Origin of the sequence: Halomonas citrativorans, assembly GCF_014898005.1 — a bacterium.
Lineage (GTDB): Bacteria > Pseudomonadota > Gammaproteobacteria > Pseudomonadales > Halomonadaceae > Vreelandella > Vreelandella citrativorans.
Genome location: NZ_JABUYX010000003.1, coordinates 222,220 through 243,026 on the forward strand (window position 1 = coordinate 222,220; position 20,807 = coordinate 243,026).

A 20,807-nucleotide genomic window follows, 5' to 3' on the forward strand; every position below is an offset into this window, starting at 1 on the left:
AAAGGCTTGAATAACGCATATAACGTTAATAAGCCGTTTATCCAGGCCAACTTACTGATGCCGATGGGGCGTAAAAGCTTACCTTAAAACCTCTATTACTTAATAAAAAAACGTTCGATGTACGCGATAGGTAGTGACTTACGTGCATTCGTCTGTTTCGGGAAGTAGACTAGCTAGACCTTGCGGGCCGTGTCTCGACACTGCATTTCCGTGCTATGCTCCGGTGCTACACCTCAGCTATAGGTGCCGCACGCGGCCAACAATCATTTTGAAACTCGGAACGATTCAGTGACCAAGCAACATTCCTTTGATCGCGAAGAACTGCTGGCCTGCTCACGCGGCGAGCTATTTGGACCCGGTAACGCGCAGCTTCCGGCTCCCAACATGCTAATGCTCGACCGTATCGCACACATTCATGAAGAAGGCGGTGAGTACGGCAAAGGCGAGCTGATCGCCGAGCTGGATATCTCTCCTGACCTGTGGTTTTTTGACTGCCACTTTCCAGGTGATCCGGTGATGCCCGGCTGCCTGGGCCTGGATGCCATGTGGCAGTTAGTGGGTTTCTACCTGGGTTGGCTGGGTCACCCAGGGCGCGGACGCGCACTTGGCTGTGGCGAGGTAAAATTCAGTGGCCAGATCATGCCAGATGCGAAAAAAGTAACTTACCGCATTAATATAAAGCGTATTATTACCCGTCGACTTATTTTGGGCATTGCTGACGGCACCGTTTCCGTCGACGGACGCGATATATACCAGGCTAATGATTTACGCGTTGGCCTATTCACCTCTACTGCGAATTTCTAACAGGAGGCTCCCATGCGACGAGTGGTAGTCACCGGCCTTGGCATTGTGTCGTGCTTAGGCAACGACCAGCAACAGGTCCTGGACGCTCTCCAAAACGGGCGCAGCGGTATTCGTTTTAAGGAAGAGTACGCTGAACGTGGCTTTCGTAGCCATGTTGCGGGCAGTGTCGATATCGATCTGGACCCCCTTATCGACCGTAAACTGCGCCGCTTTATGGGCGATGCTGCAGCGTATGCCTATGTATCCATGGCTCAGGCCATTGAAGACTCAGGGCTTTCCGAAGAACAGGTTTCCAACGAACGTACCGGCCTTATTGCAGGCTCCGGCGGCGCTTCTAGTGCTAATCAGGTCGAAGCGGCTGACGCCATGCGTGAGAAAGGCTTGCGCCGCGTTGGCCCTTACCGCGTTACCCGCACAATGGGCAGCACGGTCTCAGCCTGTTTAGCAACTCCGTTTAAAATCAAAGGCGTAAACTACTCAATCTCATCTGCCTGTGCCACCTCGGCACACTGTATCGGCAGCGCGATGGAGCAGATTCAGCTCGGCAAGCAGGACGTGGTTTTTGCCGGCGGCGGTGAAGAGGAGCACTGGACCCTCTCGTGCCTGTTTGATGCCATGGGAGCGCTCTCTACCCATTACAACGATACGCCTGAAAAAGCCTCGCGCCCCTACGACCAAGCGCGCGATGGCTTTGTTATCGCTGGCGGCGGTGGCATGCTGGTATTAGAAGAGCTGGAGCATGCCAAGGCCCGCGGCGCTAAAATATATGGCGAGCTGGTAGGCTATGGCGCCACCTCTGACGGCCATGACATGGTCGCGCCTTCCGGCGAAGGCGCGGTGCGCTGCATGCATCAGGCAATGGCGACCGTGGAAGGCGATATTGACTACATCAATACTCACGGCACCTCAACGTCTGTTGGCGATGTAGCTGAGCTAAAAGCGGTACGTGCCGTGTTTGGCAACTCCACGCCTGCGATGAGCTCAACCAAGTCGCTGACGGGCCACTCTCTGGGCGCTACCGGTGTTCAGGAAGCCATCTACTCACTGCTGATGATGCAACACAACTTTGTTGCCGCCTCTGCCAATGTTGAACACCTCGACGAGCAGGCAGACGGCTTTGATATTGTGACAACACGGCGTGACGATGTGGCGCTTGAACGCATCCTGTCGAATAGTTTTGGTTTTGGCGGCACTAATGCCTGCCTGGTCTTCCAGCGCTATAACGGCTGAGCAATGCCTTAATGGCTGACGAGTTGTTGCAGTAATAAAACGGCGCCTTATCAAGGCGCCGTTTTTGCTGTTAGCGTTTGTCGCTATTCATGGCGAGCTACCCGCCCTTTATCGGCTCAAGGTCTTTGGCTAGTCGACGGGCGCGGCACCTCTGAAATCTCCTGCAACTGCGCCTCTATCCAGGCTTCAACGTCGGCCAGTACCTCATCAGGTGTGCGCCCTTCGGTCTCAATTGGCGGACCAATGCGTACCCGCAGCACCCCAGGCTGCTTCACCCAGTGGCGCCCAGGCCAGCGTTCGCCTGCGTTATGTGCGATTGGTAGCACCGGCACACCCGCGCGGCAAGCCACCACGCTGCCGCTCTTGTTATAGCGCTTACGCACACCGGGGTCGACTCGCGTTCCTTCCGGGAAAATCAGCACTGAAAGACCCGTTCCTAGCCGCTCCACACCTTGCGTCAGCACCTGTTTCAAGGCACGCGCGGGCTTGGAACGGTCCAGGCTAATCGGTTTTAGCAGGCGCAATCCCCAGCCAAAAATCGGGATATGCAGAAGCTCCTGCTTAAGCACCGTGCATACCGGCGGCTTCATGACTTGAAGAAAAACCGTTTCCCACTCGCACTGATGGTTCGCCTGAATCACACAAGGCCCATCCGGAATACGCTCGCGCCCCTGAATATCGTAGCGAACCCCACAGGCTAGTTGAAACCAGGCCACTAAAAAGTGGTTATACAGGTTCAACAGCCGGTAGCGGCCTGCCAACGGTAAAAAAGGGGCGATGGGTAGAAACAGCACGCCAATAATCAGCATGGCAAGAAAGTACCCGGCATAAAACACCAGGCTACGAACCACATTGGTCAAACGGACTCTCCTGTACTAGCGTCTTGCTGGCCATCACGCGTTAAACACCAGGCATCCAGCATACGCCCCACCTCTAGCCGCCACGGCTTTTGATGCACACCAAAGACATCCAGCACCCGGCGACAATTTAAAACACGCCGCAGTTTTGCATCGTGATGATGATTAAGGGCCGTGACTTCGCCAAGCTCAATTTGCTCACCACGGCCTTCCAGATGCGTTGCCAACTGAGTACGCACCATGGAGCTAAACGTAAACACACTGACAGGTTCAGTGCCTGCCAAATGGTAGGCCCCCCACGCGTTGGCGCCACACGCCTGCTGCTGAAGCATGCCTACCAGTGCCATAGCGACCGCATCGGCTGACGTTGGGCAACACACGACATCTTCTGCGGCCCGCACACTTTGCCCTGTCACCAGGCTATCCAGCATTTCATTCAACCAGGCGTGGCTACCTTCAAGCGCAAACAAGGGACCCAGACGAATGATCAGATGGTGATGGTGCTCGGCCCGAATACGGTCACCCGTGGCAACCAGACGCCGCAAACACTCATCACGCGGAGTCGGTACTACGTGCTCGTCGATAGGCTCATCAAAGCCATCCTCATAGAGCTGGTCTGAAACACACCACACCAGCGGCACCGACTGCGCAAGACATGCCTCCAGGCAGCTGTCAACCGCGTCGGCATGTGCGCCTACCTCGGCGGGTGTCATGTTCAGCGGCTGCGCCAGCGCTGGAATAACCACCGCATCCGGGGCAATCTCGTGTAACTGCGCCGCCGTTATGGTGGTGTCCTGCTCAATCACCAGCTCCATATCCGCACGACGGCTTACTTCCCGGGCCAGTGCCAAACTTAAGCAGTGCCCGGAATTCAGTATTAGCAGTTTCAAGACAGACCCCTTCTATCAACGAACATAGCGTAATGGGCTTGATCAGCCGCTTTAGAACGGGATTTCGTCGTCGAAATCGTCAAAGCTACCCGGATCAGGCGCGCCATAGTTGCTGTTCTGTTGGCCTTGCTGGGGGGCAGCATTTCCCTGGTGAGCGGGCTGGGCCTGCTGGGGCGCAGGTTGGGGGCGAGGAGCCTGCTGACCACCCTGCTGAGGATTGCCCTGGCCCTGGTTGCCCGGGTTGTTATTGCCATACCCTTGGCCGCCAAAGTTATTGCCCTGTGGAGCACCACCTTGCTGGGGATATCCCCCTTGAGGCGCCGCGCCTTGAGCCATGCCGCCCTGGTTACCAGGGTAATTATTCTGCGATGCACCGCCACCCTGGAAGTCGCCGGAACGGCCATCCAGCATCTGCATATCGTTGGCAACGATTTCAGTGCTGTAACGATCCTGGCCGTTTTGATCCTGCCATTTACGGGTTTGCAAGCGCCCTTCGATATAGACCTTGGAGCCTTTATTCAAATACTGCTGGGCAATTTCAGCCGTCTTATTAAACAGCACGATCCGGTGCCACTCAGTACGCTCCTGGCGCTGGCCGCTTTGGCGGTCCATCCACGTATCAGAGGTGGCCAGATTCAAGTTGGCCACTGCCGTACCGCTGGGCGTAAAGCGCACCTCAGGATCTTGCCCGAGGTTACCGATCAGAATCACTTTGTTGATACCGCGAGCCATAAGGCGCTCCTTCCATTGTGTTACGTATAGATAAACATCGACGCGATCATGCCTACACTGCCGATACCACTGATTATTGCCTGCGGCTGGCAGCCAGCCGCATTAAGATTTGGGGGGAATCAGCCTGGCCAGTGCCGCCCTATCAAGCTGCTGACGATTCACTTTTAAATAGACCAGATGTTCTTCGGGCACCAGCATGACATCTTCGACGCCCACAACCTCTGCCAGCCGCTCCATCAATACATCCAGCGTATCTGGCAGCGCGTCATTTAAGTCCACCACCTCGCTGGAGAGCGGCGGTGGTGAGGGCATTTTCCACATCGCAAGCCACCATAGCAGAGCCAGTGCCGCACAGCCGATAAAAACGGCATCAAGGCCCCACACATTCGCCAATAGCCCTCCCAGCGTACCGCCCAGAAAAGCCCCTAAAAACTGGCTTGTAGAGTACACGCCCATGGCGGTGCCTTTAGCGCCAGCGGGAGCAAGCTTACTGAGCATTGATGGCAGCGTCGCTTCCAGCAGATTAAAACCGGTAAAGAAAATAAACAGCCCAACAAACAGCCAGTGCCCATGAGAGAACGACGACCCAAGCCCGCCCAGGCTTACCGTAATGGCGCCAATAGCCAACAGGCATACGACTTTAATCTGCTGCTTTTTCTCGGCCACTATCATGAGCGGCACCATGGCAACAAATGAAAGCCCCATAATGCCCAGGTACGCCAAACCGTGATGCGCCAGCGGTATGCCGGCTTCCTGCAACCGAAAGGGCACCGCGACAAAAATAGCCATCAGCACCAGATGTAGTGTAAAAATCGACAGGTCCAGACGCCACAGATCAGGGCGCATAATCACACTTTTAACCTGCTGACGATCCATCCCCACATCACGGTGGCGCAGCCGCCGAGGAGCGGGCGGCACCCAGCGCCACAGAACGACTAGCCCTAAAAGGGTTAGCAGCGCGGTAAACCAGAACACGCCGGAAAGCCCCGCCCATGAGGCAAGCCAAGGGCCCACGACCATGGCAATACCAAACGAGATGCCAATCGACAGCCCGATGGTCGCCATTGCCGCCGTACGCACCTGTTCGCGCGTTTGGTCGGCAAGCAGTGCCATGATGGCCGCCGCCACCGCACCACCGCCCTGCAAGGCTCGCCCAATAATAACCCCTCCGATGGAGTCGGCCATCGCGGCCACCACACTGCCTATGGCGAAAACAAGCAGCCCAAAGGCGATAACCCGTTTACGCCCAATGCGGTCGGACAGCCAACCAAAGGGGATTTGCAGTATGGCCTGGGTAAGCCCATAAACACCTAATGCAAAGCCCACCAGCAAGGGTGTCGCCCCTTCAAGCGCGTCGGCATACAGCGCCAGCACCGGCAACACCATGAAAAGCCCCAACATACGAGACGCATAAAGCCCAGCCAAGCCGCTGATTGCACGACGCTCAGAGGCCATTAGCAGTGCGGAAACCTTGCGCATAATGCCCTTGTGTATGGTGGATAAGGTAATTTTCTCGGATAACCCCCCATTCTAGCGGTTTGCAACCACGCTGGAAACGCCGTCCTGCGTTAACGGATAACAAAGCGTTTTTGCCGAGAGGGGGTGGCAAACGTATAATTACTTTTTTGCCGCGCGAGTCGAGGTGTTGATGGACAGCATTCTGGTCAGGGGTGCACGCACCCACAACCTCAAGCAGATCGATGTGGAACTGCCCCGCGACAAGCTGATTGTGATTACCGGCCTATCCGGTTCGGGAAAATCGTCGCTGGCGTTCGATACGCTGTATGCCGAAGGGCAGCGACGCTATGTAGAGTCGCTCTCTACCTATGCGCGCCAGTTCCTGTCGATGATGGAGAAACCCGATGTGGATCACATCGCGGGACTTTCGCCTGCAATCTCCATTGAGCAGAAATCCACCTCTCACAACCCGCGCTCAACCGTGGGTACCATCACCGAAATATACGACTACCTGCGCTTGCTGTTTGCCCGTGCGGGCACCCCACGCTGCCCAGAACACGGCGAAGAGCTTGAAGCCCAAACCATTTCACAGATGGTCGACCAGGTAATGAATCTGGCCGAGGGCACCAAGCTAATGCTGTTGGCACCTGTGGTTAAAGGCCGCAAGGGAGAACACTTACAGCTGCTTGCCGAGCTTCGCGCTCAAGGGTTTGTGCGTGCGTTAATCGACGGCCAAGTGCTGGAACTTGACGATATCGCACCGCTGGATAAACGTAAAAAGCACGACATCAGCGTTGTGGTTGATCGTTTCAAAGTGCGCGACGATATCGCCCAGCGCCTGGCAGAATCTTTTGAGACGGCCATCAATCTCGCCGATGGCACCGCCATGATTCATTTTATGGACGGCGAGCAGGAAGACATGGCGTTTTCATCACGCTTTGCCTGCCCGGTCTGCGGCTATTCTCTGTCAGAACTTGAACCCCGAATGTTCTCGTTCAACAACCCTGCGGGTGCCTGCCCGACCTGTGATGGTTTAGGCATACAGCAGTATTTTGACCCTGAAAAGCTGATTAGCCATCCTGAGCTCTCGTTAGCAGAAGGCGTGATTAAAGGCTGGGATCGGCGCAATATTTATTATTTCACTCAGTTACAAGCGCTCGCCAAGCACTATCAGTTTGAGCTGGAAACGCCCTGGAAAGATTTGGCGCGTCACGAACGTGACATCATTCTTAGCGGCAGCGGTGATGAACAGATTCCCTTTGCCTATGTAGGCGACCGGGGGCGCAAGGTCACTCGCGAGCATGCCTTTGAGGGTGTGCTGCCCAATATGCAGCGCCGTTATCGGGAAACCGAGTCCAACATGGTGCGCGAAGACCTGGCCAAGTACATCGCCCTGCAGCCCTGCGCCACGTGTCACGGTACGCGATTGCGCAAAGAGTCGCGTCATGTGTTTGTGGATGACCGTAATATCGCCGACGTAGTGCGCACACCGATTGGCGAGGCGCAGCGTTACTTTGCAACGCTTAGCCTGCCTGGCCGCAAAGGTGAAATTGCCGACAAAATTGTTCACGAGATCCAGGCCCGCCTGGAGTTTCTGGTTAACGTGGGGCTTGATTACCTGAACCTTGAGCGTAGCGCCGACACCCTTTCCGGCGGCGAAGCCCAGCGGATTCGCCTGGCAAGCCAGATTGGCGCGGGGTTGGTGGGTGTCATGTACATTCTTGATGAACCCTCCATTGGCTTGCACCAGCGCGACAACGACCGGCTATTAAAGACCCTGGAGCGCCTGCGCGACTTGGGCAACACCGTGATTGTGGTAGAGCATGACGAAGATGCCATTCGCGCCGCTGACCACGTATTGGACATTGGCCCAGGCGCCGGTGTGCACGGTGGCGAGATTGTCGCCCAGGGCACGCCTCAGGACGTTATGGACAACCCCAACTCGCTGACCGGCCAGTACTTAACCGGCACCCGCGAGATCAGCGTGCCGCCCTACCGTATTCCCGGCAACCCCGAAAAACAGCTGGTGCTACGCGGTGCCACTGGCAATAACCTGCAGGATGTAACGCTCAGCCTGCCACTGGGGCTGTTCATTGCAATTACCGGCGTATCCGGGTCGGGTAAATCCACACTGATCAACGGCACGCTAATGCCGATTGCCGCGCGGGAGCTGAATCGCGCAACAACCTTGACGGCTGCGCCTTACGAGAAAATCGAAGGGCTCGATCAGCTTGATAAAGTGATCGATATTGATCAAAGCCCAATTGGCCGCACACCACGCTCCAACCCCGCCACCTATACCGGCATTTTCACACCTATCCGTGAGCTGTTTGCCGGTACCCAGGAAGCTCGCTCGCGTGGCTACAAGCCAGGCCGCTTTAGCTTCAACGTTAAGGGCGGGCGCTGCGAGGCGTGCCAGGGCGAAGGCATGATTAAGGTCGAGATGCACTTTTTGCCGGATATCTATGTGCCGTGTGACGTTTGTAAAGGCAAGCGCTATAACCGCGAGACGTTGGATATCCACTACAAGGGTAAAACGATCCACGAAGTGTTGGAGATGACGGTTGAGGATGCGCTTGAGTTCTTTAGCCCGGTACCGGCGATCGCGCGCCGCCTGCAAACGTTACTGGATGTAGGGCTTTCCTACATCCGCTTGGGCCAGAGCGCCACCACACTGTCAGGTGGCGAGGCGCAGCGGGTCAAACTTGCTCGTGAGCTTGCCAAACGTGACACCGGCAAGACGCTGTATATCCTGGATGAACCTACAACCGGGCTTCATTTTGAAGATATTCGTCAGCTACTGACCGTATTGCATCGTTTGCGCGACCACGGCAATACCATCGTGGTCATCGAGCACAACCTGGATGTGATCAAGACGGCTGACTGGATTGTCGACCTGGGCCCGGAAGGCGGTTCCGGCGGCGGGCAAATCATCGCCGAAGGCACGCCGGAACAGATCGTCAAGCAGCACGTTTCACATACCGGACGCTTTCTCTCTCCGCTACTTGAACGCGGCAACCGCGCCGCTTCGTAATCGGGCGTTTCAGGGTGGGCATGCGCCCACCCTGAACGTGATTTTATGCCATAATTTAGCCGATTCGCCCCTGTATCAAGGTCATCGGGCAGTGCAGTGCGCGATTAATTGCTTATCGTCATTCGCCAAATAACTTGATATTTGTTAGGCAACACTCATGGAGATCAAGCTGTGAGCGAAGATCAAAGCTGCATTCTTCACCACTTCAGCCACTACTGCTCATTAAGCACGGCAGATAAAGCCCTGTTAGCGTCCCTGGAAGAGAGCCCTACGGATATCACAGCGGGCTCACTGCTATGGGAACTCGGTGATCCGGCTGGCGAATTTTGCACCTTGAAAAGTGGTTGGGCCTACTCCTATCGCCACCTTGAAAACGGTGATCGACAGATTCTGGAAATTTATTTGCCTGGCGATATTATTGGCCTGCGTGAGTTCGCGTTTTCGCAACGTCTGGAAAGTGTTCGCATGATTACCGATGGCGTAATCTGTCATTTTCCGCACAAACGCCTGCTTGACGTATTTCGTCAGTCGGTGCCACTAACCTCGGTGGTATTTGCGATCACCAGCCGTCACCAGGCACTGCTCACCGAACGACTAGTAACGCTTGCCCGACGCAGTGCTCGGCAAAAAACAGCGCACTTCCTGTACGAAATGTATTTGAGACTGCGCCAGACCAATAGCCATACCGACGGGCAGCTTCGACTCCCGCTCTCTCAAGAGCAGCTAGCTGACATTCTGGGCTTAAGCCCTGTACATGTTAGCCGCACCTTTAGCTTGCTGAGCGAAGAAGGTCTGGTATTTCGTGATCGTCACAACGTTACGATTCCTGATCTTCAAGCACTGGCGGCAGTCGGCGAGTTTGATGACTGTTATCTTAATGACGACGTTAGGCCATTATTCGAACTTTCTGCCTAGTGGCCATTACCACTACCATTACCACGTGCTGCCACGGGCGGTAGTGGTTTATAGAAAGCACCCGGCGCCTTTGCTGCGGGCAAACCCGTCATAAACGCTGGGCTTTTCTTACCCAACCTTGATGTGCTGACATGACACCCTATTCAACAGCCTTGGCAAGCGCCACCCTTCTACTTATTGCACCGTTAACACAGGCGGCGAACTTTAATATGGAGGACATACAGTCGCATGGCCAGTGGCAATCAATGGCGTTAACGCTGGGTAATGAGCACCACTTTCGCGCCGTTGAAACCCATAGTTATTCCGACGCGACACTCAGCCTGAATGCCACCCAAAACGTGTGTGATTTACCGTGGCTTGAAGTGCGTGTCACGCTGGAGGAGCAGCAAGGCGAAAGTAAAACCGTCAACCTGGTGCCGACCCGGCTGCGTATCGATGAGCAGCCCGCGGTCGATACCATGGCAGAATTCATCACCGAGCGAGGCGATAACGGCTTTTACGTACACTTTTATCTTGCTGATATGCAGACGCTAATGCACCAGATGGAACAAGGCGAGCAACTTTTCCTGGGGTTTGATCGAGGCGAACAGCCCCCCTGGTACATGACGTTTCAGCTTGAAGGCGCCGATCAAGCGATTGAGCGCATGCAAACGCTATGTGAAACCGCGTCGCCCTGAAAGTCGCTGGATTAAACGCGTCCCCAGCAATTGGGTTAACGTTACCGATTGGCGTGAGAGTCCCATCAGCGCGGCCAGATTTGTACTGGTCGCCTGGATGCGCCGACGATCGACATCAAGCACCAACAGGGCAGCATACGACTGCAGCAGAAGGGGATGCTTAGGCACAACCCCAGCCTTGAGCAGTCCACTCACCCTTCTGGCTGTTGTCGTAACAACAGTTCAACGCGCCGGTTAGCAGCTCGCCCTTCAGGTGTTGCGTTGCTCTCCATAGGTTGAGTATCCGCATAACCAACGGCCCGCATTCGAGAAATCGCTATGCCCTGACCTTCCAGGTGGCGCATAACGGCAATCGCACGTCCGGCGGAGAGTTCCCAGTTGGAAGGGAACCGAGTGGTCGCAATAGGAAGATTGTCAGTATGTCCTTCAACGGAAACCTGACCATCAAAGGCCGCGAACACATCGACAAGACTTTCTATCACCTCTTGGCCTAGAGAGGTGAGCACTGCCTCGCCACTGGGAAATAAAAGGCTATCATCAATGCGTAGCGTTACGCCCTCCTGGCCCTGCGATACGCTGACGCCGGGAATATCCAATGCCGCCATCTGGGGCTGCAACCCGCTATGGCGCGGGTGAATACCGGTGGCAAGCGTTGCCAAGGGCAGTGAGCTAATCACGCTGGCCATGGACGCTTCCTCACCCTCAAGTGCTTCATTACCACCGGGGGGAGCCAAAGCCAGCAACAAAACAAACAGCGTAATCAGCAGGGTGAGCACGTCCAGATAACTGGTCAGCCAGCTCTCATCGCTTTCACCCTGCCCGGCGGGAAGCTCCAGCGCATGGCGCGTATTGTTATCCAGCATCGCCTTAGCCCTTTGCCGTCGCGCTTGGTGTATCAGGCCGGGGCTTTATAGTGGCATCGCGAATCTCATCGTTATAGTTGGCGATAAATGAATTGAGCGTTTCCTCAATAAAAGAGGGCAGGCGGCGCTTGGTGATCAGTGAAATACCTTCCAGCACCATGTTCATGGTAATCAGGCGCTCTTCTGTACGTCGTTCTAGCTTCACCGCGATGGGTTTAAACACCAGATTCGCCAGCAAAATACCGTAGAAGGTGGTGAGCAGCGCCACCGCCATACGGGGGCCAATGACATCCAGGTCACCGGCATCCATGACTTCCAGCATATTAACCAATCCCACCAGCGTGCCAATCATGCCAAACGCTGGCGCATAGGTCGCCATGGTGCGAAAAATCTGGGCTTCTGCGTGCTCGCGAGCCTTGAGCCGGGCAATCCGCCAACGCAGCATGTCGAAGATCTCATCTTCTTTGGTATTGGCAATGACTAACTGAATACCGGTACGTAAAAACGGATTGCGCGTATGCTCCAACTCTTGTTCGACTGCACGCACATCGCCTTTAAACCATAGCCGGGACATGGCGACCAGCTCGTTGATATCGTCGCGTATATAGGTATTTTCACGCCGAAAGACAAGCCCTACCAAGCGTACAACGCGTAACACCTCTTTTAGCGGATAGCTTATAAAAGTAGCGGCCAGAGTACCGGTTATAACAATCGCCAGGCCCGGCAGATTGATAAAACTTTCAGGGGACTCCGCAGTAAAGAACAGCACGCTTACTAGCAGCAGCATACTGGCGAATATACCTATCAACGTGGACGGGTTCATCAACGGCTCCTCGCCGGTTATTGTGAGTTAACGTATCGGTTGTTTAGGCTGAATCATGCAACCGGGCACGCAGACGGCTAATGGCTTGGCTATGCAACTGAGACACACGCGACTCGGTCACGCCCAGCACGGCGCCCACTTCTTTTAAATTCAGCTCTTCCTGGTAATAAAGTGCCATGAGCAGTTTCTCGCGCTCTGGCAACGCCTCAATGGCAGCAACCAATGTTTGGCGCTGCTGCTCATCCAGCAGCTTTTCAAACGGCAAGTTGCTCACATCAAAACTTACCGGCTCACCACCATCGGCAACCAACTCTTCAAACGGCAATAGCTGACCGCTATTGGTGTCGTTGAGCAGCTGTTGGTAATCACCCAGCGGCATCTCAAGCGCCAAGGCAATTTCACTCTCTTCCGGCGAGCGCCCGAGCTGCTGCTCTAGCCGCCGGATCGCGTCGTCCACAGCGCGCGCAGCGCGGCGCACGCTGCGTGGCAACCAATCCCGCGTACGCAGTTCATCGACCATCGCCCCACGGATACGCTGGCTGGCAAACGTCGCAAAGCTGGCACCATGAGCGGCATCAAAACGGCCCAGTGCTTCTAAAAGCCCTACCGTGCCCGCCTGAATAAGATCATCAAGTTCAATACTGGCTGGCAACCTGACCTGCAGTGTTAAGGCATGACGTCTTACCAGTGGCATGTATTGTGTGAATAGCTCGCCTTGCTTGATTCTGCCTTGTGCTGTGTACATCTTTTTGCCTCGCGGCTATACAACTTTTACTGATAGTTCACAATGACTTGCAGACCCTGAACACGAACAGGCCGCTGTCCAGGCAGTAACTTAAAACGAAACTGCAAAGGAGCACTTACCTGCCTTCCCGCCAGCTCGGTGACCGTTCCGCGCCCTCCCGAGAGAGCCACACACTGCTCCGGATGGCATAGCCATGCGTTGATAGCGCTGCCCGGCGGCGCCTCAAGCTGCCAGTGTATCCGATCAATCACACGATTGTGCACCTGTACAGAATCGGGTGGCGTCATTGACTGGCTACGGGTTTCCCGGTCACTCATGGCCACCATCACGCCCGGCACCGAGGTGCTCCAGCTGCCCGCCGCCTGAGCGCTACCGATGAGACCTATCAACCCGCAAACACCCATCATCTTGAATAGCTTGCTTAACATGTCGAATATTTCCTTATCAGCGCGCCAGCACCAGAAGATCGATGGCCAAATAGTGGCTAGCGGCTTCACGCAAGTTTTCCAACAAGCCTTGGCGCGACAAAGAGGGCTCGTGCAGTGCCAATAATCGGCGAGGCCCGCCATTGTCACGCGCCTGGCGAAGTAGCCGGTACATCTCGGCAAATGCGTCCGCATCGCTGTTAACCCAGAGCGCCCAACGCGCATGCCGAGCACTTAGCTGAGCCAGATCAGGCGCATTAACGCTAACCGCCTGTATATCCCAATCGTCAGGTGATCCTGCCCAGTGACGGCCCAGCGCAGACCATTGAGCCAGGCGATGTTGAGCCTGTTTGACAGCCTGCGCGCCCTGCCCTGGCAAACCAATAATATACAAGGGCTTTTTAGGTCGCGAAGGGGCTTTCGCAACCGGCTGCTCGTCAATCGTGGGGGTGGGCGAAACAGCACCTGGCGCGGGCGCAGGCGCTTCGCTCATCACCTCCATATCACTTGCCAACGGCGCATCAGGCTGGCTGGGTGCCTGCTTCTGACGCTGGCTGTCGGCCCATTGGCGCAAGCCCGCCGCCTGATCCTGACTCATACATTCACCTCTCGGCTAACGCTGCCCAATTGGCGAATGGCGTCGCGCGCCATAAAGGCGTACATCAACGCATCCAGCATGGCCGTATCGCGGCGTTTTCGGCGCGTGCCCAACAGGCTGAGTAGATCGCTACGCAGACTGGACGCCTCATCATCATCCGCGTTATCCAAATGCCCGACCACTGACGCGACGCCGCTGGCTAACAGTAGACGTACTTCTGGATCCACGTCCCCGCTATCGGCCTCTTTAAACTGCTGCAACGCGCGTTTGGTGAGCGCTGCCAGGCCCTCACTTTGCAGCTGAATGACCAGTTGGAAAAGTACATCGGCGCCTAAACGAGCCGGCGTCAACCAGTAGCGCCGGGCAACGACCTTGGCACTTTCGGGGTCACGAACCTCCCCATACCACGCAAGCAGTACACTGCCCGCCTCATTTTGCACTTCGGCATAAGCGGTCCATAACTGCATGGACTGGCCACGAAACCGCACGCTGACATGATGGCTGAGCGTGCTTTGTTCAAATAGTCCGCGTAGCGCAGAACGCTCGCCATGAAAGTATACACGCTGTGCGGATGTCACAAGGCTGACCCAAGTCAGCTGTTGCTCATTCAGCCACTGCACGGTTTCTGCCGGAGGCAGCACGGGCAATAGATGCACCGTGGCGCCCGCCTCCATTCGTGTCTCAAGCCTGGCCTGCCAACCCGCAGGTTGGCGATGTTGAAGCATGGGGACGGCATGCCAAGCGCCCCGTTCGTCCATGCTGATATCCGGCATCGACCAATCACAGCCACGCTCGTTACGGCGTGCCGCCCACACCACACCAGGGGCGGGTAACGCGTGCGGCAACAGACGAGTAAGCTGCGCGCTCTGTAGCTCGCTCGGCAAAGCGCTAACATCCCACATGGCTTCCAGCGTGGCGAAGCCTGCCAAACGCTGGCGCAGCCGCGTCAGTAGTAGCGACAGCCTCCGCCCTTGGCCAAGCACATCTCGCGACCAGCGAGGCATGCTAGCCGGTGCCGTGAAGCCAGGCTGCGGCGCTGCTTTCGCCTGGCTTTCCAACGCCTGGTTGATCAGCGCATCCGGCAGCGCCACGCTCATATCTTCGGGCACTTGCTGCCCATGAGAGCTAAACAGCACGCGCATACCATGACGGATAACAATATCCAGCACGGGGGCTAGTCGGCCGGCTTCATCCTGCTTGGTAATAATACAGTCATCAAGCTCAGCGCCTGCCGCCCGCGCGGCCTGACGATAACGCAGCACGACTTCTTCCAGGGTTTCTGGCTGGCTAGCCGCGTTCAACAGCAGTACCAGCCTTACCGTGGAACTTCCGCCCTGCAAATGAGCAATTTGATCAATAACACGCTGGTCACGCTGGCTCATCCCAACCGTATCAATCATGACCCACTGCTTGCCGTGAAGGCGGCCCAGCAGATCATCGACCGGCTGCTCAGCATCAAGGGCGTACATGGGGGTATCCAACAGGCGTGCGTAAATCCTGAGCTGCTCATGGGCGCCGATACGAAAGCTATCCGTGGTGACCAGCGCGACAGGGCGTGTGCCATGTCGCATCACAAAGCGCGCCGCAAGCTTTGCGGTGGTCGTGGTTTTGCCTATTCCGGTAGGACCGACCAAGGCGACGATGCCCGTTTGGTCAAAAAAACTGGCCTCGTCATTTAACACATGAAGCCTGCTTGTCAGCTGCTGGCGCAGCCAATCAAGCGGTTGCTCACTTTCAGGGCCAAGCGCTTTCAATGATGCTGGCAGACCCGCGAGTACTTCATCGCCAAGCTCGGCGCTAAAGCCAACTCGCGTCAACAACTGAGAAAGCCGCGCGCGCGTATCGGAGGCTTGTTGCACCGACTCGGCGGGCCGAGGCGCCTGCTGGCTCGTTACCTGTTGGTTAGTTAAAAGCGCGCGCATATCTTGCATTTCACGCAGTAGGCGCTCACTCATGGCCTGAAGAGGGTCCGTCGCTGTAGCGGGTTCTACCGTACTTGCGGTTACCTCTAACGCGGCGTCGACAGGCTCGACAGCCTCATCGGCCATCGCCATGATTTCAACGCCGTCATCAGTACGGCGGTTCGCCAAAATTAGCGCATCATCTCCCAGCGTTTCACGCACCTGGCGCATGACATCACGACTGTTTGCTCCCGTAAAACGCCTAACGCTCATGTCTTACCTTTTGTTTGTACACATAGCTGACACGTTCGCTGCTTGCGGTCATGGTTAGCGGCCACCCACTGTGGTGGTCACACGCAGCGTGCGGTCATCCGGAATTTCTGCTTGTGACATGACCACAAGATGCCGCAAACGACGGCGCAAAAAGCGTGATAGCACGCCACGCAGCGAGTGCTGAACCACCAATACCGGTGCCTCCCCGCTACTTTCATGCTGCTCCAGAGCCTGCTGCGCCTGATCCATCAAGGTTTCAGCCAAGCCTGGCTCCATCGCGCCATTCCCGTTCATCGCCTGTATCAGTACCTGCTCCAGTTGGGCATCCAGCCCCATCACATTGAGGGTTTCCTGTCCGGCAAACCACTGCTGCGTAATGGCCCGGCCTAATGCAATACGCACCAGCGCGGTAAGCTCATTAGGATCTTTTTGCTGACCGGCATGCTCTGCCAGGGTGTCCAGAATCGTGCGCATGTCACGAATAGACACATCCTCTTCCAGCAGATTCTGCAAAATACGTTGCAGAATGGTCAGAGAAATTGCCTTGGGCACTACTTCTTCTACCAGTGATTTCTGCTCTTCGCCCAGCTTGTCGAGCAGCTTCTGGACCTCCTGGCGGCCCAGCATTTCGGGTGAATGTCGATGTAGCAAATGATTAAGGTGAGTCGCAATAACGGTACTGGCATCGACCACAGTATAGCCATACACCTGGGCGTGCTCACGCTGATTGGTGTCGATCCAAACCGCGGGTAAACCAAAGGCAGGGTCGTGAGTGGCAGTCCCTTGCAGTTCCCCAGAGACCTGCCCCGGGTCAATGGCGAGCCACTTGCCTGTCTGCGCTTCGGCGCGACCTATTTCAGCGCCTTTCATGGAGAGCACGTAGGTATTAGGCGGCAGTTCCAGGTTGTCGCGGATATGCACCACCGGTGGCAGGAAACCGACCTCCTGAGCAAACTTTTTACGCACGCTTTTAATACGCCCCAGAAGCTCGCCTTTTTGGCGGGCATCGACCAGTGGGATTAAACGATGGCCCACTTCAAGTCCAAGGGTATCGACCAGATGGACATCTTCCCAGCTGGCCTCAGGAGTTTCCTGGGTAACAGGTGCTTCTGTAGCGATCTCCTCTTTCACTTGGACTTTCTGATTGTGACGCATCAAGAGCCAAGCCAAACCGCCCAGCAGTGCGGTAAAAAACAGAAAGACAAAGTTCGGCATGCCCGGCACCAGGCCCAGCAGCCCCATAACCGCGGCCGCCAGAATCATCACCTGAGGGTTCACGAACAGTTGGCTGATCATTTGCTGGCCAACATCCTGCTCGGTATTAACGCGCGATACCGTTACACCAGCCGCGGTGGAAATGACCAGTGCCGGAATCTGAGCGACCAGGCCGTCGCCAATCGTTAGCAGCGTATAAGTACGGCCCGCATCGGCGAAGCTCATATCGTGCTGCATCATACCAATCAACAGGCCACCGATAATATTAACCACCATGATGACCAGACCCGCCATGGCATCACCGCGTACAAACTTACTGGCACCGTCCATCGAGCCATAAAAGTCGGCTTCCTGGGCGACTTCTGAACGACGCTTTTTGGCTTCTTCTTCACCAATCAAGCCAGCATTTAAATCGGCATCAATGGCCATCTGCTTGCCAGGCATTGCATCCAGCGTAAAACGTGCGCCGACCTCAGCAATTCGCCCAGCGCCCTTGGTGATCACCATGAAATTGATAATGACCAGTATCAAGAAGACCACTAGGCCAACGGCAAAATTACCCCCTACCAGAAAGGTACCAAACGCTTCGATGACCTTACCGGCCGATGCGCCGCCCGCGTAGCCATCCATCAATACTACCCGCGTTGAGGCGACGTTAAGCGAAAGACGCAGTAGCGTGGTAAATAGCAAAACAGCAGGAAACGCAGCAAAATCCAAAGGCTTTTCGGCAAACATGCTGACCAACAACACCATGATGGCCAAGGCGATGTTAAAGGTGAACAGCATATCCAGCGCAAAGGGCGGCAAGGGCAGGATCATCATGCCCAAAATCATTAAAATCAGCACCGGCCCGGCAAGCAGCTTCATGCGTACCTCGCCCATCCAGCCACGCTGAGAGACCAGTTGGTTTAAACCTTTCATGGCGGTGCCTCATTGCCACTGGCCTGACGGCCAGGGGTTTGCATTTCCGGGGGTACCGGCAGATTATCGGGAGTTGGGGGCACCTCGCCTCCTTGTTGTCCAACATGCTTTAAGCGGTAAGCCCACGCCATCACTTCTGCCACCGCTGTATAAAGCTCGGCAGGCACTTCGGCCTCTAGATCCACATGATGATAAAGGGCGCGCGCCAGCGGTGCAGCCTCCAAGCGAGGAACGCCTGCCTCTATGCCCAGCTCGCGTATTTTTACCGCAACGGCATCCGCCCCTTTGGCCACCAGTCGCGGTGCTCCCATGCTGCCCTCTTGATACATCAAGGCCACGGCATAATGCGTTGGGTTGGTAATAATAACGTCGGCCTCTGGCACCTTGCTCATCATTCTACCCCGAGCCATCGTCTGCTGCTGTTGACGAATGCGTCCTTTAACATGGGGGTCACCTTCTGACTCTTTATGCTCGCGCTTCACCTCTTCTTTACTCATGCGCAGCTTCTTGGCGTTACTCCACAGCTGAAAAGGTACATCGATAAGAATGACGATCATTAGCGACAGTACGACCAAACCAGCCGCCTGGGCCGCCATATTAAGCGCACTGACCAGTGCTTGATGCACGGGCTGATCCATTAGCGCTAAAAACTTACCCAGGTTGAGATACAAAAACGTCCCGGCCACGCTACCCACCAGCACCGACTTGGCAATCGCTTTCGCCAGCTCAATCAACGCTTGGGTCGAAAATATCCGCTTAACCCCTGCGATAGGGTTTAGCTTGGAGAGCTTGGGCTGCATGGACTTTGCGGATATCAGCCACCCCCCCAGTAAGGCAGGAGCCGTTAACGCAATGACCGCCAGCAGTAGAAATAGCGGCATCATGGTAAACAGCGTCCGCTGCCCCAGGTTTAGCGCATTGACCAGCATGGGCATCTCTTCCATGGCTTGGCGCCGGTCAAACATGAAAGCCTGCTCCATGACCATTCCCAACTGGTCATAAAAAATCTGCCCCATGCCCCATAACCCACCGACACCGCCCAGCAGCAGCAAAAACGTGGTTAGCTCACGCGACCGAGGTACCTGCCCCTCTTCACGCGCTTTGCTTTTGCGCCTGGGCGTGGCCTCTTCGGTCTTTTCCTGATCGCTATCGTTATCTGCCATGCTACATCCGGCTTAGCGTGCGTGGCGCACCATAAAGTCAGCCGCCCCAAGGGACGGCTGAACAAAACGCTTATATTGCCAGATACGGCTTTTTACAATGCTCTAATAACGCCGCATTAAAAGCCCAATTCGTCCAATAAGTCGTCCACCTGATCCTGACCAGTGACGATATCGGGCGCACTCTCCTTGATTTGCGGGCCGTTCAACAAATCCTCTTTACGTCGTGCACTGTCGTTTTTCCACTGATCTTCGGCCTTGCGCTGCATCGATTCGCGTACCTGAGCACCCGGTACGTTGTCGATCAGCACCTGAACAAGCTGATATTCGATCTCACGGATCACGTCCATCATTTTCTTGATCACCTGGCCGGTCAGATCCTGGAAGTCCTGAGCCATCATGATTTCAAGAAGCTCTTTACTCGTCGCCGCCGTCATCGTAGGCACATCGCTTAAGTAGCTGCGCGTATCCTTAACGAGCGCCTTGGCATCTTCCAGATCCTTGGGCGCTTCAAACCACTCAGCCCACTGCTTATCAAGCCCTTCAGCACGCTCAGAGAGTTCATCCTGAAGTGGCTGAGCACGATCAATCGCATTCAATGCGCGGTCGGCTGCCTGCTCGGTCATCGTGGCAACATAGTGCAGCCGATCTCGCGCATCAGGAATGGCTTCAGCCGCTTTTTCGATCTCTTTATCCAATCCCAGCTCGCGCATATTATCGCGTAGCATGCGAGTAAGCTTGCCGATGCGATGAATTAGCTCTTCAGCGCCTTCCTCGGATAGCGGGCTAGAGTCGATCTGCTCATTCTGACTCATGGTATTATCTCCTCGCTCACCAGGCCCTTCGGCCCAGCCGCTTTATTTACCCATTTTTTCGAAGATTTTATTAAGCTTCTCTTCAAGGGTAGCCGCGGTAAATGGCTTAACGACGTAGCCGTTAGCACCCGCTTGAGCGGCCGCGATAATATTTTCTTTCTTGGCTTCTGCCGTTACCATCAATACCGGCAAATGCTTCAAGCCGTCATCCTGACGAATTTCCTTGAGCATTTCCAAACCGTCCAGGTTAGGCATATTCCAGTCAGAAACAACAAATTCAAAATCACCTGCACGCAGCTTATTAAGCGCGTCCTGACCATCTTCTGCTTCATCGACATTGGTAAAACCCAGCTCTTTAAGCAGGCTACGTACAATCCGGCGCATGGTAGGAAAGTCGTCGACTACCAAAAAGCTCATGTTCTTGTCGGCCATTGCTCATCCTCTTATCAATTCACGTCTTGATGACGAGTT

20 protein-coding genes are annotated in these 20,807 nt (G+C 55.5%); 5 read left to right on the forward strand and 15 right to left on the reverse strand.

Annotation, left to right across the window (positions count from 1 at the left end; translation table 11 throughout):
• Positions 1-288 precede the first annotated feature (288 nt).
• Positions 289-804 carry a 3-hydroxyacyl-[acyl-carrier-protein] dehydratase FabA gene (fabA, locus tag INT20_RS06105; protein ID WP_172117740.1) on the forward strand — a complete coding sequence of 172 codons (516 nt, stop codon included), beginning with the start codon at positions 289-291 and terminating at the stop codon, positions 802-804.
• 12 nt (positions 805-816) lie between these two features.
• Entirely contained in the window at positions 817-2,034 is a 1,218-nt protein-coding gene (gene fabB, locus INT20_RS06110) for a beta-ketoacyl-ACP synthase I (protein ID WP_193053662.1), read from the forward strand.
• 116 nt (positions 2,035-2,150) lie between these two features.
• Here fabB and INT20_RS06115 read toward each other — a convergent pair whose 3' ends face one another.
• The 4 genes from INT20_RS06115 to INT20_RS06130 form a co-directional block, all read right to left on the reverse strand.
• Positions 2,151-2,894: a lysophospholipid acyltransferase family protein gene (locus tag INT20_RS06115; protein ID WP_172117742.1), complete on the reverse strand. Its 744-nt coding sequence runs from the start codon at positions 2,892-2,894 to the stop codon at positions 2,151-2,153.
• Positions 2,891-3,781: a sugar nucleotide-binding protein gene (locus INT20_RS06120; protein ID WP_193053663.1), complete on the reverse strand. Its 891-nt coding sequence runs from the start codon at positions 3,779-3,781 to the stop codon at positions 2,891-2,893. Before INT20_RS06120 ends, INT20_RS06115 begins: the two co-directional genes overlap by 4 nt.
• A gap of 51 nt (positions 3,782-3,832) precedes the next feature.
• The gene (locus INT20_RS06125) at positions 3,833-4,513 is read right to left on the reverse strand and encodes a single-stranded DNA-binding protein (protein WP_193056588.1); all 681 of its coding nucleotides are present in this window, start codon (positions 4,511-4,513) and stop codon (positions 3,833-3,835) included.
• A gap of 102 nt (positions 4,514-4,615) precedes the next feature.
• Complete coding sequence (locus INT20_RS06130; protein ID WP_172117745.1) at positions 4,616-5,992, reverse strand: MFS transporter; 1,377 nt, start codon at positions 5,990-5,992, stop codon at positions 4,616-4,618.
• 169 nt (positions 5,993-6,161) lie between these two features.
• Between INT20_RS06130 and uvrA the strand changes: the two genes are divergently transcribed.
• The 3 genes from uvrA to INT20_RS06145 all read left to right on the forward strand — a co-directional run bounded on the left by uvrA (position 6,162) and on the right by INT20_RS06145 (position 10,597).
• Complete coding sequence (gene uvrA / locus INT20_RS06135) at positions 6,162-9,005, forward strand: excinuclease ABC subunit UvrA (protein WP_193053665.1); 2,844 nt, start codon at positions 6,162-6,164, stop codon at positions 9,003-9,005.
• A 171-nt stretch (positions 9,006-9,176) separates the two neighbouring features.
• The gene (locus INT20_RS06140) at positions 9,177-9,920 is read left to right on the forward strand and encodes a Crp/Fnr family transcriptional regulator (RefSeq protein WP_193053666.1); all 744 of its coding nucleotides are present in this window, start codon (positions 9,177-9,179) and stop codon (positions 9,918-9,920) included.
• Between the two features lie 131 nt (positions 9,921-10,051).
• Positions 10,052-10,597 carry a hypothetical protein gene (locus tag INT20_RS06145; RefSeq protein WP_193053667.1) on the forward strand — a complete coding sequence of 182 codons (546 nt, stop codon included), beginning with the start codon at positions 10,052-10,054 and terminating at the stop codon, positions 10,595-10,597.
• On the opposite strand, the gene INT20_RS06150 is transcribed toward INT20_RS06145, so the two are convergent.
• The 11 genes from INT20_RS06150 to cheY all read right to left on the reverse strand — a co-directional run bounded on the left by INT20_RS06150 (position 10,574) and on the right by cheY (position 20,768).
• Positions 10,574-10,765, reverse strand: coding sequence for a hypothetical protein (locus INT20_RS06150; protein ID WP_193053668.1), 192 nt, complete (start codon positions 10,763-10,765; stop codon positions 10,574-10,576). The genes INT20_RS06145 and INT20_RS06150 overlap by 24 nt on opposite strands.
• 23 nt (positions 10,766-10,788) lie before the next feature.
• Positions 10,789-11,460 (reverse strand): OmpA/MotB family protein, encoded by a 672-nt coding sequence (locus tag INT20_RS06155; RefSeq protein WP_193053669.1) that lies wholly within the window; start codon positions 11,458-11,460, stop codon positions 10,789-10,791.
• 4 nt (positions 11,461-11,464) lie between these two features.
• Positions 11,465-12,283 (reverse strand): motility protein A, encoded by an 819-nt coding sequence (locus tag INT20_RS06160; protein WP_087109028.1) that lies wholly within the window; start codon positions 12,281-12,283, stop codon positions 11,465-11,467.
• Between the two features lie 43 nt (positions 12,284-12,326).
• Positions 12,327-13,028, reverse strand: a complete 702-nt coding sequence (locus INT20_RS06165; protein ID WP_087109031.1) for an RNA polymerase sigma factor FliA — start codon at positions 13,026-13,028, stop codon at positions 12,327-12,329.
• Between the two features lie 26 nt (positions 13,029-13,054).
• Entirely contained in the window at positions 13,055-13,456 is a 402-nt protein-coding gene (locus INT20_RS06170) for a flagellar protein FlhE (RefSeq protein WP_193053670.1), read from the reverse strand.
• Positions 13,457-13,472: 16 nt separating this feature from the next.
• Entirely contained in the window at positions 13,473-14,051 is a 579-nt protein-coding gene (locus INT20_RS06175) for a hypothetical protein (protein WP_193053671.1), read from the reverse strand.
• On the reverse strand, positions 14,048-16,225 hold the full coding sequence (gene flhF, locus INT20_RS06180; RefSeq protein ID WP_193053672.1) for a flagellar biosynthesis protein FlhF: 2,178 nt from the start codon (positions 16,223-16,225) through the stop codon (positions 14,048-14,050). The genes INT20_RS06175 and flhF overlap by 4 nt, the downstream gene beginning before the upstream one ends.
• A 54-nt stretch (positions 16,226-16,279) precedes the next feature.
• Positions 16,280-18,361 carry a flagellar biosynthesis protein FlhA gene (gene flhA, locus INT20_RS06185; protein ID WP_193053673.1) on the reverse strand — a complete coding sequence of 694 codons (2,082 nt, stop codon included), beginning with the start codon at positions 18,359-18,361 and terminating at the stop codon, positions 16,280-16,282.
• A complete protein-coding gene (gene flhB, locus INT20_RS06190; RefSeq protein ID WP_193053674.1) occupies positions 18,358-19,524 on the reverse strand; it encodes a flagellar biosynthesis protein FlhB in 1,167 nt (388 codons plus the stop codon). The genes flhA and flhB overlap by 4 nt, the downstream gene beginning before the upstream one ends.
• A 116-nt stretch (positions 19,525-19,640) precedes the next feature.
• Positions 19,641-20,336: a protein phosphatase CheZ gene (gene cheZ / locus INT20_RS06195; RefSeq protein WP_193053675.1), complete on the reverse strand. Its 696-nt coding sequence runs from the start codon at positions 20,334-20,336 to the stop codon at positions 19,641-19,643.
• Between the two features lie 42 nt (positions 20,337-20,378).
• Positions 20,379-20,768: a chemotaxis response regulator CheY gene (gene cheY, locus INT20_RS06200; RefSeq protein ID WP_172117759.1), complete on the reverse strand. Its 390-nt coding sequence runs from the start codon at positions 20,766-20,768 to the stop codon at positions 20,379-20,381.
• Positions 20,769-20,807 lie beyond the last annotated feature (39 nt).